At 38.8% G+C, this 15,071-nt stretch carries 16 protein-coding genes and 1 other annotated feature; of the genes, 4 read left to right on the top strand and 12 right to left on the bottom strand.

The features are described from left to right. Nucleotides 1–21 precede the first annotated feature (21 nt). From ABE65_RS07475 to ABE65_RS07455, 5 genes are all read right to left on the bottom strand, one after another. Nucleotides 22–1,023, bottom strand: a complete 1,002-nt coding sequence (locus ABE65_RS07475) for an ABC transporter ATP-binding protein (RefSeq protein WP_066393108.1) — start codon at nucleotides 1,021–1,023, stop codon at nucleotides 22–24. Further along, nucleotides 1,023–2,042: an ABC transporter ATP-binding protein gene (locus tag ABE65_RS07470; RefSeq protein ID WP_066393104.1), complete on the bottom strand. Its 1,020-nt coding sequence runs from the start codon at nucleotides 2,040–2,042 to the stop codon at nucleotides 1,023–1,025. Before ABE65_RS07470 ends, ABE65_RS07475 begins: the two co-directional genes overlap by 1 nt. Before the next feature lie 15 nt (nucleotides 2,043–2,057). After that, entirely contained in the window at nucleotides 2,058–3,080 is a 1,023-nt protein-coding gene (gene opp3C / locus ABE65_RS07465) for an oligopeptide ABC transporter permease (protein WP_066393102.1), read from the bottom strand. 2 nt (nucleotides 3,081–3,082) lie between these two features. Then, a complete protein-coding gene (gene opp3b / locus ABE65_RS07460) occupies nucleotides 3,083–4,009 on the bottom strand; it encodes an oligopeptide ABC transporter permease (protein ID WP_066393100.1) in 927 nt (308 codons plus the stop codon). 237 nt (nucleotides 4,010–4,246) lie between these two features. After that, the gene (locus ABE65_RS07455) at nucleotides 4,247–5,926 is read right to left on the bottom strand and encodes a peptide ABC transporter substrate-binding protein (RefSeq protein WP_066393098.1); all 1,680 of its coding nucleotides are present in this window, start codon (nucleotides 5,924–5,926) and stop codon (nucleotides 4,247–4,249) included. 430 nt (nucleotides 5,927–6,356) lie between these two features. Here ABE65_RS07455 and ABE65_RS07450 point away from each other — a divergent pair, with 430 nt between their 5' ends. Continuing rightward, nucleotides 6,357–6,728: a DUF3899 domain-containing protein gene (locus ABE65_RS07450; RefSeq protein WP_066393097.1), complete on the top strand. Its 372-nt coding sequence runs from the start codon at nucleotides 6,357–6,359 to the stop codon at nucleotides 6,726–6,728. A 26-nt stretch (nucleotides 6,729–6,754) separates the two neighbouring features. Continuing rightward, nucleotides 6,755–7,004, top strand: a binding site (T-box leader). 57 nt (nucleotides 7,005–7,061) lie between these two features. Next, on the top strand, nucleotides 7,062–8,051 hold the full coding sequence (trpS, locus tag ABE65_RS07445) for a tryptophan--tRNA ligase (protein ID WP_066393094.1): 990 nt from the start codon (nucleotides 7,062–7,064) through the stop codon (nucleotides 8,049–8,051). 85 nt (nucleotides 8,052–8,136) lie between these two features. Here trpS and ABE65_RS07440 read toward each other — a convergent pair whose 3' ends face one another. The 3 genes from ABE65_RS07440 to ABE65_RS07430 form a co-directional block, all read right to left on the bottom strand. Next, the gene (locus tag ABE65_RS07440) at nucleotides 8,137–8,883 is read right to left on the bottom strand and encodes a YjbA family protein (RefSeq protein WP_066393092.1); all 747 of its coding nucleotides are present in this window, start codon (nucleotides 8,881–8,883) and stop codon (nucleotides 8,137–8,139) included. Between the two features lie 138 nt (nucleotides 8,884–9,021). After that, nucleotides 9,022–10,260 (bottom strand): beta-ketoacyl-ACP synthase II, encoded by a 1,239-nt coding sequence (fabF, locus tag ABE65_RS07435; RefSeq protein WP_066393090.1) that lies wholly within the window; start codon nucleotides 10,258–10,260, stop codon nucleotides 9,022–9,024. A gap of 44 nt (nucleotides 10,261–10,304) precedes the next feature. Then, the gene (locus tag ABE65_RS07430; protein WP_066393088.1) at nucleotides 10,305–11,237 is read right to left on the bottom strand and encodes a beta-ketoacyl-ACP synthase III; all 933 of its coding nucleotides are present in this window, start codon (nucleotides 11,235–11,237) and stop codon (nucleotides 10,305–10,307) included. A gap of 260 nt (nucleotides 11,238–11,497) precedes the next feature. On the opposite strand from ABE65_RS07430, the gene ABE65_RS07425 reads away from it, so the two are divergent. Next, entirely contained in the window at nucleotides 11,498–11,797 is a 300-nt protein-coding gene (locus tag ABE65_RS07425) for a YppG family protein (protein WP_066393082.1), read from the top strand. A gap of 42 nt (nucleotides 11,798–11,839) precedes the next feature. On the opposite strand, the gene ABE65_RS07420 is transcribed toward ABE65_RS07425, so the two are convergent. The 3 genes from ABE65_RS07420 to ABE65_RS07410 form a co-directional block, all read right to left on the bottom strand. Continuing rightward, on the bottom strand, nucleotides 11,840–12,016 hold the full coding sequence (locus tag ABE65_RS07420; RefSeq protein WP_066393080.1) for a ComZ family protein: 177 nt from the start codon (nucleotides 12,014–12,016) through the stop codon (nucleotides 11,840–11,842). A gap of 424 nt (nucleotides 12,017–12,440) precedes the next feature. Further along, nucleotides 12,441–13,352, bottom strand: a complete 912-nt coding sequence (locus ABE65_RS07415) for an NAD-dependent epimerase/dehydratase family protein (protein WP_066393078.1) — start codon at nucleotides 13,350–13,352, stop codon at nucleotides 12,441–12,443. Nucleotides 13,353–13,466: 114 nt separating this feature from the next. Further along, entirely contained in the window at nucleotides 13,467–14,204 is a 738-nt protein-coding gene (locus ABE65_RS07410) for a hypothetical protein (protein ID WP_066393077.1), read from the bottom strand. Nucleotides 14,205–14,598: 394 nt separating this feature from the next. Between ABE65_RS07410 and ABE65_RS07405 the strand changes: the two genes are divergently transcribed. Next, nucleotides 14,599–14,778, top strand: a complete 180-nt coding sequence (locus tag ABE65_RS07405) for a YjzD family protein (protein WP_066393075.1) — start codon at nucleotides 14,599–14,601, stop codon at nucleotides 14,776–14,778. 39 nt (nucleotides 14,779–14,817) lie between these two features. Here the strand turns inward: ABE65_RS07405 and ABE65_RS07400 are convergent, their stop codons facing one another. Beyond that, nucleotides 14,818–14,997: a YjzC family protein gene (locus ABE65_RS07400; protein WP_066393073.1), complete on the bottom strand. Its 180-nt coding sequence runs from the start codon at nucleotides 14,995–14,997 to the stop codon at nucleotides 14,818–14,820. Between the last annotated feature and the right edge of the window lie 74 nt (nucleotides 14,998–15,071).

Genomic DNA, 15,071 nt, shown 5'->3' with positions numbered 1-15,071 from the left:
AGAAACTGCTTTTTTTGTGTATTAGTGTTGCCCTTGTTTCATTGTTTCATCATCATATAAGTGACATGCTACCCAATGTCCTTCTCTAGCTTCTTGCCATTTAGGTTTAACAGCTGCACACACATCCATTGCATGTGGGCAACGAGTACGGAAACGGCAACCACTTGGAGGATTGATCGGACTAGGAACATCTCCCTCTAAGATGATACGTTCACGGCTTCTTTCAAGTTCAGGATCCGGAACCGGAATCGCTGATAAAAGAGCTTGTGTATACGGGTGAAGCGGCTCTTCATAAAGCTCATCACTTGTTGTAAGCTCTACAATGTTACCTAGGTACATTACACCTACACGATCGGATATATGTTTAACCATAGATAGATCATGGGCAATAAATAGGTAAGTAAGTCCACGCTCTTTTTGCAGTTCCATCATCAAGTTAACAACTTGCGCTTGAATGGATACGTCTAGAGCTGAAATTGGTTCGTCGGCAATGATGAAATCTGGATCTACCGCTAGTGCACGAGCAATCCCGATACGTTGACGCTGCCCACCTGAGAATTCATGTGGATAACGGTTTGCGTGCTCTTTATTTAATCCAACTGTTTCAAGTAGTTCATAAACACGATTTTCACGATCTTTCTTTGTTTTTGCCAAATCATGAATATCGATTCCTTCAGCAATGATATCCTTAACCGTCATTCGCGGATTTAGAGAAGCGTACGGATCTTGGAAGATCATTTGCATTTTACGGTTAAACTTCTTTAATTCAGAACGAGATTTTTTATCATGAACATCTACACCTTCATATACTACTTCACCTTCAGTAGCATCATAAAGACGGATGATCGTACGACCTGTCGTAGATTTACCACAGCCAGACTCACCTACAAGTCCTAATGTTTCACCTTTATAGATATCAAAGGACACATCATCTACAGCTTTTAAGACACCTTTTTTCCCAGCCGGAAAATACTTTTTAAGGTTTTTAACTTCTAATAATTTTTCTCTTTCTACTACTGACATTAACGAGCACCTCCAACTAATGCCTCTTCAGGCGGTTCAACTTTTGGAGCTCGCTCATCAAGTAACCAGCAAGCTGCTTTATGTGATGAAGTAACATCAGTTGCTTCAGGCATATGTTCCACACATACTTCCATGGCATATGGACAACGCGCTGCAAATGGACATCCTTTCGGAGGATTCATTAGATCAGGCGGTGTACCAGGAATAGCTAATAGTTCTTTAGATTCTGAGTTGATTTTAGGCATTGATGCAAGCAATCCCCATGTATATGGATGCTTCGGTTTATAGAAAATCTCATCAACCGTACCTGTCTCAACTACCATGCCTCCATACATTACGGCAACTCGTTGAGCCAAGTTTGCTACAACACCTAAATCATGTGTGATCAAGATAATTGCTGTACCTGTTTTATCTTGTAGGTCACGCATCAAATCTAAAATTTGGGCTTGAATCGTAACATCAAGAGCTGTTGTCGGTTCATCAGCAATTAATACTTTAGGGTTACAAGCTAGTGCTATGGCAATAACTACACGTTGACGCATTCCACCTGAAAATTGGTGAGGATACTCATCCACACGAAGTTCCGGATTAGGAATTCCTACAAGTTTTAATAGGTTGATCGAACGTTCTTTCGCTTCACTCTTGCTCATGTTTTGATGCTTGCGAAGCCCTTCCATGATTTGTTTACCAATCGTCATCGTTGGGTTTAAAGATGTCATCGGATCTTGGAAAATCATTGAAATTTCTGCACCACGAATCTTTTCCATTTCGCGCTCAGTAGCTTTCGCTAGATCTTTTCCTTGAAAACGAATAGCTCCCTCTTTAATAGAACCAATTTTGTTTGGTAGTAATCTCATAACCGCTTTGGAAGTAACAGATTTACCAGAACCTGATTCTCCAACGATTGCAAGTGATTCACCTTTATCTAGTGTAAAGCTAACTCCGCGAACGGCTTTAACTTCTCCCCCATACGTGTGGAAGGAGACATGCAAATTATCTAACTCTAATAATTTTTCCATTTAAAAATCTCCTTCCTATCTTCTCATCTTAGGATCTAGTGCATCACGCAAACCATCACCTAGTAAGTTAAAGCTGATCATTAAAATACACATGATAGAAGCCGGATAGATTGCTAAGTGTGGATAAATTCTTAATGATCTAAATCCATCAGAAATTAATGCTCCTAGTGATGCAGTCGGTGGCTGAATCCCCAAACCGATAAAGCTTAAAAATGCTTCGAAGAAAATCGCGCCTGGAATCGTAAACGTACTCGTAACGATAATCGCACCTAGCGTATTAGGTAACAAGTGCTTAGTAATCAACCTTCCACTAGTAGAGCCTAGTGTTTGTGATGCAAGAACGAATTCACGATCTTTTAATGCTAATATCTGTGCACGAACAATACGTGACATTCCGATCCAACCCGTAATAACGAGGGCTAGCGTGATTGATAATATCCCGGGATCGAGTATGATAATGAACAAGATGATTACCACAAGATTCGGAATACCATAAAGAACTTCTACGACACGCTGCATCGCATTATCCACTCTGCCGCCATAAAATGCAGATATTCCACCGTAAGCTACACCTACGATTAAATCAATAGTTGCTGCTAAAAAAGCGATGTAAAGCGAGATTTGAGTACCCTTCCAAACACGTACCCACTGATCTCGACCTAGTGGATCCGTACCAAACCAAAAGTTTTGATCTTTCGGAACATTTTTCATTTCATACTGATCTACACCGCGAATATCGACTCCATCTACCCCAAGAAATCCAATTTTCTCTAGTCCAGGAATCTTTGGAGGAAGATTAGCTCTCATCAGCTCTTGATCGTCCATTCCATACTTACTTAAAGATGGTGCTATTAGTGAGAATATGATGATGAAAACAATTGCGAAAAGTCCGATCATCGCTCCCCTGTTTTTTCTTAATCTTCTAGATGCATCTTGCCAAAAACTTAAGCTCGGCTTAGAAATCTCTTCACTCTTATTAGAATCTAAATTTGCAGGACGAAATAAATCTGGTGTAAGTTTTCTTTCTGACATGCTCATTCTTATTTACCTCCTGCTACACGAATACGAGGATCGATAATTCCATAAAGAATATCTACGATCAAAATGATGACTACAATTAAGAAACTGAAAAATAGAGTTGTACCCATGATTACAGGGTAGTCATTCAAGTTAATACTTTTTACGAACTGTTCACCGATTCCAGGAATCGCAAAGATGTTTTCGATAACAAGTGACCCGGTAATAAGTCCTATAGCCATTGGCCCTAAAATCGTAATGATTGGAATCATGCTATTACGTACACAGTGCTTAATGATGACTGCATTTTTATTAATACCTTTAGATCGAGCCATTAAAATATAGTCTGTACCTAAAATTTCAAGCATTTCAGTTCGCATAAAACGTGCTACAGTAGCGATTACTCCAACGGATAAAGAGAATGCAGGCATGATGTGATACTTTGGTCCATCCCAAAACGCTACAGGTAGCCATCCTAATTTTACACCTACGTAATATTGTAATAGTCCTGCAAAAACAAAGGATGGAATTGCAATTCCGAAAACAGCTACGATCATGGCACCATAATCTACAAATGAATTGTGTCTAAGGGCTGCGATGATTCCTAGAAACAATCCTACCAATGTTCCGAAGATTAAAGCTTCAAAACCAATTGTTGCAGAAGGTCCCATTCCATTTACGATCATAGAGTTAACGGTACGCCCGTCAAACTGAAACGTATATCCTAAATCACCCTGTGCCAATTTACCCAAATAATTAATATATTGAACAGGCACCGGGTCATTTAACCCGTATTTTTCGTTTAGAGCATAACGCTGGGTCTCAGTTAACTTTTCTTGATTGTTAAATGGAGAACCCGGTAATAATTTCATTAAAAAGAATGTAAGTGTTGCAATGATCAGCAGTGTAATAAACATGGAAAACACTCGCTTAGAAATATAACGCAACATTACACGCACCTCCCCCAAATGTTTCAAACTTAATATTTTGAAATCTTTCTGTAATATCTATCTTAAGGGACAAAATATTTTATATCAATAGAAAATATTTTTTTTTCGACATTTTCTGATTTCTTTTGATATTTCCATATATCTTCCAAATATTGATTTCAAGGCAAAAAAGAGAGTACATGTCAGGAATACATGTACTCTCCTGAGAAACACTATTTACTCGTTTTTACTAGCTACTTATTGCTTTCCTTCAATATAAGCCCACTTGTAAGAAGTATCTGCTCCGAATAAGTGATGAGCAAGTCCTTTTACATATGGCTTTTGAAGTCCAGTTACACCACGTTGGTAAAGTGGAGAGATCGCTTGATCGTCGAAAAGAACTTTTTCTGCATCAAGCATCATCTGCCAACGCTTCTTCTCGTCTGTTTCTTTCTTAGCACCTTCGATTAACTTGTCATACTCAGGGTTTGAATATGCCATTTGGTTATGAGCTCCATCAGTTACGAACATGTCAAGGAACGTCATTGGATCTTGGTAGTCAGGTCCCCAACCAGCATATGAGAAGTCATACTCACCTTTTGTTTCAAGTTCAAGCTTTTGTTTGAACGGTTGTGCTTTGATATTAACTTTGATTCCAGGAAGGTTCTTTTCAAGTTGGTTCTTGAAGAACTCACCCATTTTCTTAGCGCCATCTGTATCATAGTTCAATAGTTCAAGCTCTACAGAATCTTTTCCAACTTCTTTTAGACCTTTAGCCCAAAGTTCTTTTGCTTTTTCAAGGTTGTACTCACCAAAGTTACCGTTCGTTTTACGGTAGTCTTCACCATCTGGTCCAGGAGTGAACTCACCAGGAACTAGATAGTAAGCTGGAGTAGAACCGTTGTTAAGAAGTACATCTACCATAGATTGCTTATCATAAGCCATATCAATTGCCTTACGGATGTTTGCATTCTTAAGTACTTCTGATTTTTGGTTTAAACGTAGGAAGAATACTGACGCTTCTCCACGCGTGTATAGGTCTTCGTTATCTTTATATTGATCAACATATTCCATGCTTAGACCAGCGATATCTGTTTGACCAGTTTCGTAAAGGTTTACACCTGTAGCAACGTCTTTAACAATCTTAACGTTGATCTCGTCTAGCATTACGTTGTCTTTATCCCAATAGTTATCGTTTTTCTTATACTGCCATCCTTCGTTGTGTTTCCACTCGCTAAGTACGAAAGGACCGTTGTATAGTAGTGTGTTAGCTTCTAATGCATACTTATCAGCTTGTTTTTTAACAAACTCTTCTTTTTGCGGGTAGAACGTTGCAAATCCAGTTAGTCCTAGGAAATAAGGAGCTGGAGCTTCAAGAGTTACTTCAAGAGTAGTATCGTCAACTGCTTTAACACCTAACTGATCTACTTTACCATATAATGGGTCTCCATCAGTTTGAATCGCGTTAGCGTTCTTAACAGGTCCCATGATGTAAGCATACTCAGAAAGTGTATCTGGAGTTAATGCTTTTTGCCAAGAGTATACGAAGTCTTTCGCTACAACTTGAGATCCATCGCTCCATTTAGCGTTTGGATTTAACTTGAATGTGTAAACTGTTCCATCTTCGTTAACTTCATGACTTTCAGCAACACCTGCAGTCGGTTTGTTGTCTTTATCAAGACGGTATAAACCTTCCATTACGTTATTCATTACTTCAAAAGATACTGCATCAGTTGCTTGCGAAGAATCCATTGAAGGAATTTCCTCTGCATCAAGCAAGTTAAGTACTTGTGGCTCACTTGGCTTTTCAGTTGGCTTATCGCCTTCGCCGCCTTTAGAATCGCTTGCCTTGTCTTTGTCTCCACCACTACATGCAGCTAAGAACATGCTTAGTACAAGTACTAGTGTAAGAAGTAATGACCATTTTGACTTCTTCATGAGTCGACCTCCCCTTTTTATCCTGTTAAATTGTTAGCAGATAAAAGCATCAAGAATTATCAGACATTTTATCTACAAGTTCGATTATACAAGTTTTCAAACAATTGTGCATTTATTTTTTTTAAGAGTTTTACAAAAAGCCTATTATATTTACTTTTCCTTAACAAAAAATAGGTACATATACCTATTAGTATTGCAGTCTTATTTTCTGATAATTCTACAAATTTTACCAAAATTATATGTAAACTAGCATGATTATTACATTCTCGATTTTATGCGAGGATAGAACATGCTTCACTTTATAAGATAATTCGTCAGATTTATATTTCATTTGTTACAATGGGGATAAAGTCTGACGGTATAATTCAAAAAATATGGTACATTTCTTAATGTTTATGGTGTAATTCTTACTAGATGGAGGCAATATATAATGAATTTACTTATTAAAAGGATCCTGATTATATCAGCATTTCCGATTCTTATCGCTTTAGGAGCTAGTTTATTTACTCCCGGACCTTTTACTCTTGAAAAATACATTAATACACTATTTTATTTTTCACTGTCCATCGCTCTTTTCGGTCTTGCCCTCTATGTAGTTAAAGGTGGTTTCTTTGATTTCTTTTCCTACAGTTTTAAAAGAGTAGCTAAGGCTTTATCGAGAGCTCCAGAAATTGATGATGAGATTTCATTTAAGACGAACTTTCAATTATCAGAGCGTGTAAACGTTTCTTTTATGAAATCATTTCTTTATAGTGGTTTACTTTTATCCTTAATAACGATAGCCGTTGCATATCTTTTGTAATTTGTGTATACTACAAAAAATAAATGTTATATGCGATGAGAAAGAAGAGTACATGATGTGAAGCTTTCAGAGAGCCTGTGGTTGGTGAGAACAGGTAGTGAATCATGATGGAATGGGCTTTTGAGCATTCTGACCGAACCCTTTATAGTAGGCTCAGACGTGTAGATGTCCGCACGATATAATGGACAGCGTATCGGATTTTCCTGTACGTGTTAAAGTGATTTTCTGTATGTTTGAAAATTATAAGGGTGGCACCGCGGTCCATTCGTCCCTTGCATGAGGCGACGAGTGGGCCTTTTTATATTGATTTTAAAAACAAAGGAGAGATGAATCATGTCTGTAATCTTCTCAGGCATTCAGCCGAGCGGAAATTTAACGATCGGTAACTACATTGGAGCGATGAGGCATTTTGTTGAACTTCAACATGAGCATGAGTGCTATTTCTGCGTGGTTAACCAACATGCTATTACTGTAGCTCAAGATCCAGTTGAATTAAAAAGAAACAGCCGAAACCTAGCTGCACTTTACTTAGCAGCAGGAATCGATCCTGAAAAGTCGACAATATTCATTCAATCTGAAGTTCCTGCTCACACGAAGATGGGATGGATGATGCAATGTGTTTCTTATATCGGGGAATTAGAGCGCATGACTCAATTTAAAGATAAATCTACAGGTAAAGAGGCTGTATCTGCTGGGTTACTAACCTATCCCCCTCTTATGGCAGCAGATATTCTTCTTTATAATACGAGTATCGTTCCTGTAGGAGATGATCAAAAACAGCATATAGAGTTAACGCGAGACATCGCTGAACGTTTTAATAAGAAATACCGGGAAATCTTTGTGATTCCAGAGCCACGCATTGCTTCCGAAGGCGCTAGAATCATGTCACTCGTGGATCCTGAGAAAAAGATGAGTAAATCGGATCCGAATCAAAACTCATTCATCTCTATGCTTGATGATGAATCTGTTATCTTAAAGAAAATTAAGCGTGCTACTACTGATTCAGAAGGTGTTGTGGCTTATGACAAAGAAAACAAGCCGGGTATTTCAAACCTCTTAACGATCTATTCACAGTTATCAGGAGAAAGCATCAAATCTCTTGAAGCGAAATATGAAGGCAAAGGATATGGCGACTTTAAACAAGGTGTAGCAGAAGCTATCATCAATGTACTTAAGCCTATCCAAGAACGTTATCATGCATACTTAGCATCAACTGAGTTAGATGACATTCTTGATCAAGGTGCTGAAAAAGCCAATCGTGTGGCGAACAAAACATTGAACAAAGCGGAGCGAGCAATGGGATTAGCTCGTAAACGTGTTTAAGTCTAAAAGCATAAACAAAAACCAGCAGTGGTCTTTCGATCAACTGCTGGTTTTTATCATTTCTAGAACGATTTGATTTTCGTACTTAGTTCACTTGTGTACCGTTCTCAAGCTCCCAAATCTTTTCAAAATATGGTTGTCCTTTGACCAATCGCTCACACATATCCATATGTTGTTTCGACCATCCGCTTTTTAGTTCACAGTATAACGCATCCCACGCTTCGTCAAAATCCATCCTCTGAATTCTTCCGTATTGCTCTGGCATCCATTCTGTACACCAGTATCTCATCTCAGCAACGTTTTTTGTTGAATGAAGCTGATCTAGGGCCATAAATAATAGTTGCTTCAGCTGTCTCTCTTTGCGAGTCAACCCCCTCATGCTGTCTGGGTTTGGTGAGAGGATGTGATATTCCTTACTTAACTGTTTTTCACTGAACGTATATACTTTTGTCTCCGTCTGCTCTGCCATCTCAAATACAAGCTGTTCTTGTCTTGGTATGAGTCTGCTCTTGCGGATTGGTATTCTATAACCCATCGTATCTATGATGAGAGATTTCTTTTCATCCGTAATAATAAAACAATGTTCAAGTTGTACCCGTTGGTTGTTCTTTCTGACATAAGCTTTCTGGTGCACCTCTTCAAGGAGAGAATCCGGCAGATCATTTAAATCATTTTCGATGTAATGAAAAAGTGTAGATTCAATCTTAATGATTGGCACTTGATCCAATAGTTCAATATAATCGTCTTTTCTCCATTCATGAAACTCACAAACGTTATAGCCGTTCTCTTCTCCTTCAAACCAGTTGACCCAAACATCACGTAAATATAACATCTGTACCCCTCACTTTTTTTGCCGATTTGTATTTAAAATCAGTATAGTCAGAGGTTGTCCTTTTTATTCTAAATAAAGGTAATTAACTCGAAGTATGCAAAACCCCGCTTTCATAAGAAAACGGGGTTTGATCGTGACTTATTCTTCAATTTTTTTGAACACTAATGATGCATTATGTCCACCAAAACCTAGTGAGTTACTAAGCACAGCTTTCACTTCTGCTTTTCTTGCTGTATTCGGAACATAGTCAAGATCGCACTCTTCATCAGGTGTTTCATAGTTGATCGTTGGAGGAAGAATACTCTCTTGAATCGCTTTTACAGAGAAGATGGCTTCGATTCCCCCAGCAGCACCTAACAAGTGTCCTGTCATTGATTTTGTAGAACTGACCGGAATCTTATAAGCATGCTCGTTAAACACAGCTTTAATCGCAGCTGTTTCAAACTTATCGTTGTAATCTGTACTTGTTCCATGCGCGTTAATGTAAGAGATTTCTTCTGGAGCAAGACCGCTGTCTTCAACTGCTTGTCTCATCGCACGCGCTCCGCCTTCTCCGCCTGGTGCAGGTTGAGTGATATGATAGGCGTCACCTGTTGCTCCGTATCCTACGATCTCTGCGTAGATCTTAGCTCCGCGTTTTTTCGCGAATTCGTATTCTTCCAGAACTAGAATTCCAGCTCCTTCACCGATGATAAAGCCAGTTCTGTCCTTATCAAACGGACGGCTAGCTGTTTTTGGATCTGGGTTAGTCGAAAGTGCTCCTGCTTGGCAGAACCCTGCTAGTGCCATATCTGTGATCGGTGCTTCTGTTCCACCTGTAACCATTACATCTGCATCTCCGCGCTGAATCACTTTGAACGCATCGCCGATTGAGTTTGCACCAGATGCGCAAGCTGTTACGGTACAAGAGTTCATACCTTTCGCACCGATTGTAATTGAAACTTGACCAGATGCCATATCTGGAATCATCATCGGAACGAAGAATGGGCTAACTCGTCTTACACCCTTTGCTTCAAAGATACGGAATTGTTCTTCATGAGTGTCCATACCACCGATTCCAGAACCAATCCATACTCCTACGCGGGGTGCAATGTCTTCTGTGATATCTAGATTTGCATCTTTAACAGCCATAATGGATGCAGCAACCGCAAACTGCGTGAACCGATCCATACGACGAGCTTCTCTTTTATCCATAAAATCTTCCGGGTTAAACTCTGTTGCTTCTGCCGCAACTTTAACCGGAAATTTCTCTTTATCTCTTCTTGTAAGTGGCCCTACACCACTTTGACCTTCAACAATCTTTTTCCATGTTTCTTCTACACTGTTTCCAAGAGGAGTTACGGCTCCTAGACCAGTTACGACTACTCTTTTTTTCATTGTAAAACCAACTCTCCTTTGTACACATTTGCTTGAATTGATGTTTATCGGCCCCAACGAAGTGCAACAGCACCCCAGGTTAATCCTCCACCAAATCCAACAAGTACGATTGTATGATCTTCTTGTATTCTACCATCTTTCAATGCTTCTTTTAATGCCATTGGGATTGAAGCTGAAGATGTATTACCAAATTTGTCGATCGTCATGACCATTTTTTCTTTTGGCAGCTCTAAACGTTCTCGAGAAGCTTCCATGATTCTAATATTCGCTTGATGCGGAATTAAGAAATCCACATCTTCCTTTGACAATCCCGCTTTATGAACAACATTCAAGGAAGATTCACCCATCTGACGCACGGCAAACTTAAAAACTTCTCTACCGTTCATATGAATGAATTCATTTTGATACAAATGTTTTGCTCCTGTACCGTCTGAACCAAGTTCGAACGAGAGGATTCCTCGGCCTTCACTAACAGTAGAAAGGATAGCCGCTCCAGCTCCGTCCCCAAATAGCACGGCTGTATTACGGTCTTTCCAATCCGTGATCTTAGATAGCTTTTCAGCACCAACAACTAGAACATTCTTATACGTTCCTGTTTCGATGAACTGCTTTCCAACGACCAAACCATAAATAAACCCTGCACACGCAGCACTTACATCCATACCTACAGCGTTCTTTGCACCTAAGGATTCTTGTAATTGACACGCAACTGACGGAAATGGATTATCTGGTGTAACCGTTGCAACTACGATAAGGTCAATTTCTTCTGCAGAGATTCCTGCATCTTTTATTGCCTCTTCCGCAGCATATCTCGCCATATGAGACGTTTTCATTGATTCTTCTGCAATTCTGCGTTCTACGATTCCTGTACGAGTACGAATCCACTCGTCACTAGTATCAACCATCTTTTCAAGATCGGAGTTCGCTAGAATTTTTTCAGGGATATAGCTTCCCATCCCTATGATTCCTGCATTCATAACATTACCCCTTTGGTTACGTTTATTTTTAAATAAAGTTTTTTACTCGTTCACTGAGATGAGTAATTTGAAATAAAAATTTACTAAACAAATGAAAAACTGTTTTATAATCAAATATTATGACCTGGTACTAATTTTATGATATCTCTTATATTTTGTCTAGTTAAAGTTCTTTTCTTTCACCAATATAAGCTGTAGGGCATATCCTGTATGGAAGAAAAATGTAAGTTTAGTGAAATTGATATTAGGAGTGGTTCAACATGCATAATCCTCAAGCTAGACAGCAACCGATGTATCCTCCGCAGTTTCCTGGACGTTTTCCAATGGGCCAAAACCAACAGCACATGCAGCAAGGTTTTCCACCACCACAACATTTCGGTGGCCCTGGATTCCGAGGTATGCCGGCACCGTTTCATCAACCGATGCCTCGACCATTTCTACATTCTTTTCGAACGCAGGAAGGCTCTTTAGACTACAATAAAATTTTTTCTGTTATCGACCAATCCGTAAAAGTCGCACAACAGATCTCCCCTATCTTTTCTGCGTTCAAGAAGAAGTAAAAAAAGCCAACCCGAGCTGGTTGGCTTTTCTTTGTTAACTTCTTATTTTTCTTCTTTTCCAAGTTCGTAAGCATCATTCATCACGTTCATTAAGAGCTGAAGCATCGGCTGAACATCTTCCATGCCGATCTCAATTCCCTTTTTCTCTAAAAATGCTTGTGCTTCTGGCATATGCGACATAGCGATCTGCATAAATTTCATGTTGCGTTCTGTATCCATCTTTTTATCCTCCCTCACTATATGTACAGGGTTATTAACCCTTACCTATTATAAAGAAAAATGTGCGATGGATAAACGTTTTATGATTATTTTTCGGCCCAGTTTGCAGCTTTTCCTAGAGCGCGGTGATTTTTTTGTTTTTTCCACGATAGATATCTACTCCTGCCCGGTAATCTCGGGGATACATTATACTGGCTGGGGTATCTTTAAAATGAATTCAAAAATTTTTAGAAATAATCCTAGAATTATTAATTATAATCCGGCGAGTTTTTGTATTAATTCAGCGAGTTTTCCTCGTTTATCGGCGAGTCGACACATAACGACAAAGATGAGACCTTTACATACCCTCTCTCCAACCAACGTCATTCACTAAATTAAAAATTTAAAGGCGATCCTGTAAACATCCAGGATCACCTTTCACTTGTTAAATCTCTTTAGAATTCGGCTTTGATTTTTTACTTCTATTCCTGAAATGCATAATCTGTTTCATGATACCTTCTTTTATTTTGGTCTTAGCACGAAACCCGAGTTCAGTTTCCGCTTTCTCACCTTTTATCCGCATCTTTCTTTTTTCTTTGAATGTTAATTGATCTGCTTTTAATTCTGAAAGGCCTTCAAGCCATTGGTTCTGGTTGCCGCTAGATATGTTATAGATTTCATTTTTTGCAGCGGATTTACCTGCCAGAAATAAAGCTTCAGCTGCGTCATCAACAAAAAGAACATCTTCCGTAACAGAATCTTTGGAAATCGAATCATTTCTTTCATGGTCTTGGTCTTCTATTGAAATCACTTGTTGGTACGTATGATGTTCAGGCTGACCTGGTCCATATACTGTCGGCAGTCGCATGATAACGAATGGGAAATCATGCTGTTCAGCCAATTGTTTCACGATATTCTCTTCGGTTAGTTTGATAAGACCAAAAAGCGATTCAGGATTCTTAGGCGAAGTTTCCAAAACATCTCCTTGACGTTTACCATACACATCATAGGATGATACATAGATCAATTTTGTTTCACTGTTAGCTAAAGATGCGACTTTTTTTAAAACCGATACGTTACGCTGTACTTCATCTTCTATATTAGCCCATGGTGCTGTTGGCTTGACTGAACAAGCGAGGTGGAAAATAACATCGCACCCGTTTGTATGAGGTTCAAGATCTGTTTCGTTTATATCATATGGAAGGTATTTAAATCCGGCATGACGAGCAATGAAATCAATCCGGTCTGGAGATTCTGCCATATCTATGCCGACGACGTCTACTTCTTCATCCAACAAACGGCTGCACAAATGGTAACCGATAAACCCTGCCGCTCCTGTTACAAATGCCTTTTTCATGTAAGAGCCTCCAGTCCATTTTTCTCCTCTTACTATCCTATGGTGTTACCCATAAGAATACGATACTTTTTTTGCACACAAAAACCCCATCACATAAATCACGTAATGAGGTTTCTATAACACTTTTTCATGATTCTTAAAATATTCTTGAAAGGCCCTAGCCGGATTAAACGTAGCCTCAGGAACATGAATAGAGAGAGAGATCGGTGCCGCTATTTCTTGTCTTCTCTTTTCATAAGGTCTAGAGTGATCTTTGAAATTAAAGGCAACACCACGAGCAGCATGCCAGATTTGAACAGGTGTAGTCGCTTTTAGGTGCTCTGTTGAAGGCAAATTATTCATTAGATACTCAATATCTTCTTCGGTATTGTAAGCGGATATGATCTCTCGGATCAGTCGTTTAAAAAATAAGCGGTTCTGTCTTTCATGATTAAAATGGTGCTGCAAGTCAATACATGGATTAATAAATAAGGCGGAGCGAATATTTTTTTCCATGTCCTCCATGAGCCGCAGTGCAACAAGTGATCCCATACCCTCTGCGATCAAATGTATATTCGGATTTAATATTTCATGCTTCATCACATAGTGGTATAGTCTTTTGGATAAGATGACTGCTTTCGGACTGCCCCAATGTCTTCCGTATAGATTAGAATAAAAGATGGTATATCCTTGATTTTTGAGGGATTGGATGAGGTTTGCACGTTCAGTGTTTTGTTTCCAAAGACTCGTATGCTCATCAACATAATGACTGCAATCACCGATGATCATAACGGCAAAACCATTCGGTTGCTCTGGTAGGTGAATGATATTCCATTGATTGTCTATTTGGAAAGTGCGTTTGTCGATACTCACATTTCTCCCCTCGAATTCGCTTTTCTTAACTAATGTATGCAGGGGAAACAAATTAGCTAAAGTTATCTGTCTAAGAATTTAGTTCTTTTTTCAGTTGTTCTAACATTTGTTTTCCTTCTACCGTTAAGTTCGCCTCTTCCTGTTCTTCCAACGCTTTTAATTCTTCCAACTTTTCTTCCATACTAAAAGATCCCTCCATTTAAACCCGTAATATATAAGTACCTTTTTCTTCGCATGCATCTCTTATCCTGTTAAGCTTGAACAATTTATGAAAATTTTTAACATTTATGGCTTTATGGGCGATTATTTACGTAAAGAATCTTTCCCTTTATCTCAACTTTTGTTACTATACAGAAGGGTAAAGAATTCGTTTACATAAAGAGGTGAATGTGGCATGCGTTATATTTGGACGTTAATCTGGTCTTTATTATTAAGTAATATGATTTTTTATGTGCTCGTTTCAATGCAAGGCGGAACATTCGATTTCGTAAAAGCTTGTATTTTCGGAGTAGTGTTTACAGTTATTATTTCTATTCTTGGTGAATTATTGCCAGCAAAAAGCGAAGAGATATAAAAATAAAAACCCGGTTTATATGCCGGGTTTTTATTTTTGCTATGGCTTTCGTTTATATGTCCAAACTCTGTTATGATTCGTTGTTTCTGGGAATCGATCTCCTGCTGATAAATGAATCTGTTGAGGATCATTTACCATACTTCCCGTCTCACCAATTTCTACATACATCCCGTTATTGGGTGCTTTCTGACCGTGTTTAAATTGTTTATGCTGCCCCATATGTTGATGTACCCTCCTTTCTTTTATAGGTTACCCGCGCTCTCATTGATAACTCTTGCTAAAAAAAGAAGGAT

This window comes from Fictibacillus phosphorivorans (assembly GCF_001629705.1).
GTDB lineage: Bacteria > Bacillota > Bacilli > Bacillales > Fictibacillaceae > Fictibacillus > Fictibacillus phosphorivorans_A.
This window is presented reverse-complemented; position numbering and strand designations above follow the sequence as displayed.

Coding starts and splice junctions, on each gene's coding strand:
- ABE65_RS07455 (WP_066393098.1), bottom strand. CDS start 5,926: ATGAAGAAGTCAAAATGGTCATTACTTCTTACACTAGTACTTGTACTA.
- trpS (WP_066393094.1), top strand. CDS start 7,062: ATGTCTGTAATCTTCTCAGGCATTCAGCCGAGCGGAAATTTAACGATC.
- ABE65_RS07470 (WP_066393104.1), bottom strand. CDS start 2,042: ATGGAAAAATTATTAGAGTTAGATAATTTGCATGTCTCCTTCCACACG.
- opp3C (WP_066393102.1), bottom strand. CDS start 3,080: ATGAGCATGTCAGAAAGAAAACTTACACCAGATTTATTTCGTCCTGCA.
- ABE65_RS07430 (WP_066393088.1), bottom strand. CDS start 11,237: ATGAATGCAGGAATCATAGGGATGGGAAGCTATATCCCTGAAAAAATT.
- ABE65_RS07420 (WP_066393080.1), bottom strand. CDS start 12,016: ATGGATACAGAACGCAACATGAAATTTATGCAGATCGCTATGTCGCAT.
- ABE65_RS07405 (WP_066393075.1), top strand. CDS start 14,599: ATGCGTTATATTTGGACGTTAATCTGGTCTTTATTATTAAGTAATATG.
- ABE65_RS07440 (WP_066393092.1), bottom strand. CDS start 8,883: ATGTTATATTTACGTGATGTTTGGGTCAACTGGTTTGAAGGAGAAGAG.
- ABE65_RS07475 (WP_066393108.1), bottom strand. CDS start 1,023: ATGTCAGTAGTAGAAAGAGAAAAATTATTAGAAGTTAAAAACCTTAAA.
- ABE65_RS07450 (WP_066393097.1), top strand. CDS start 6,357: ATGAATTTACTTATTAAAAGGATCCTGATTATATCAGCATTTCCGATT.
- ABE65_RS07425 (WP_066393082.1), top strand. CDS start 11,498: ATGCATAATCCTCAAGCTAGACAGCAACCGATGTATCCTCCGCAGTTT.
- ABE65_RS07400 (WP_066393073.1), bottom strand. CDS start 14,997: ATGGGGCAGCATAAACAATTTAAACACGGTCAGAAAGCACCCAATAAC.
- fabF (WP_066393090.1), bottom strand. CDS start 10,260: ATGAAAAAAAGAGTAGTCGTAACTGGTCTAGGAGCCGTAACTCCTCTT.
- opp3b (WP_066393100.1), bottom strand. CDS start 4,009: ATGTTGCGTTATATTTCTAAGCGAGTGTTTTCCATGTTTATTACACTG.
- ABE65_RS07415 (WP_066393078.1), bottom strand. CDS start 13,352: ATGAAAAAGGCATTTGTAACAGGAGCGGCAGGGTTTATCGGTTACCAT.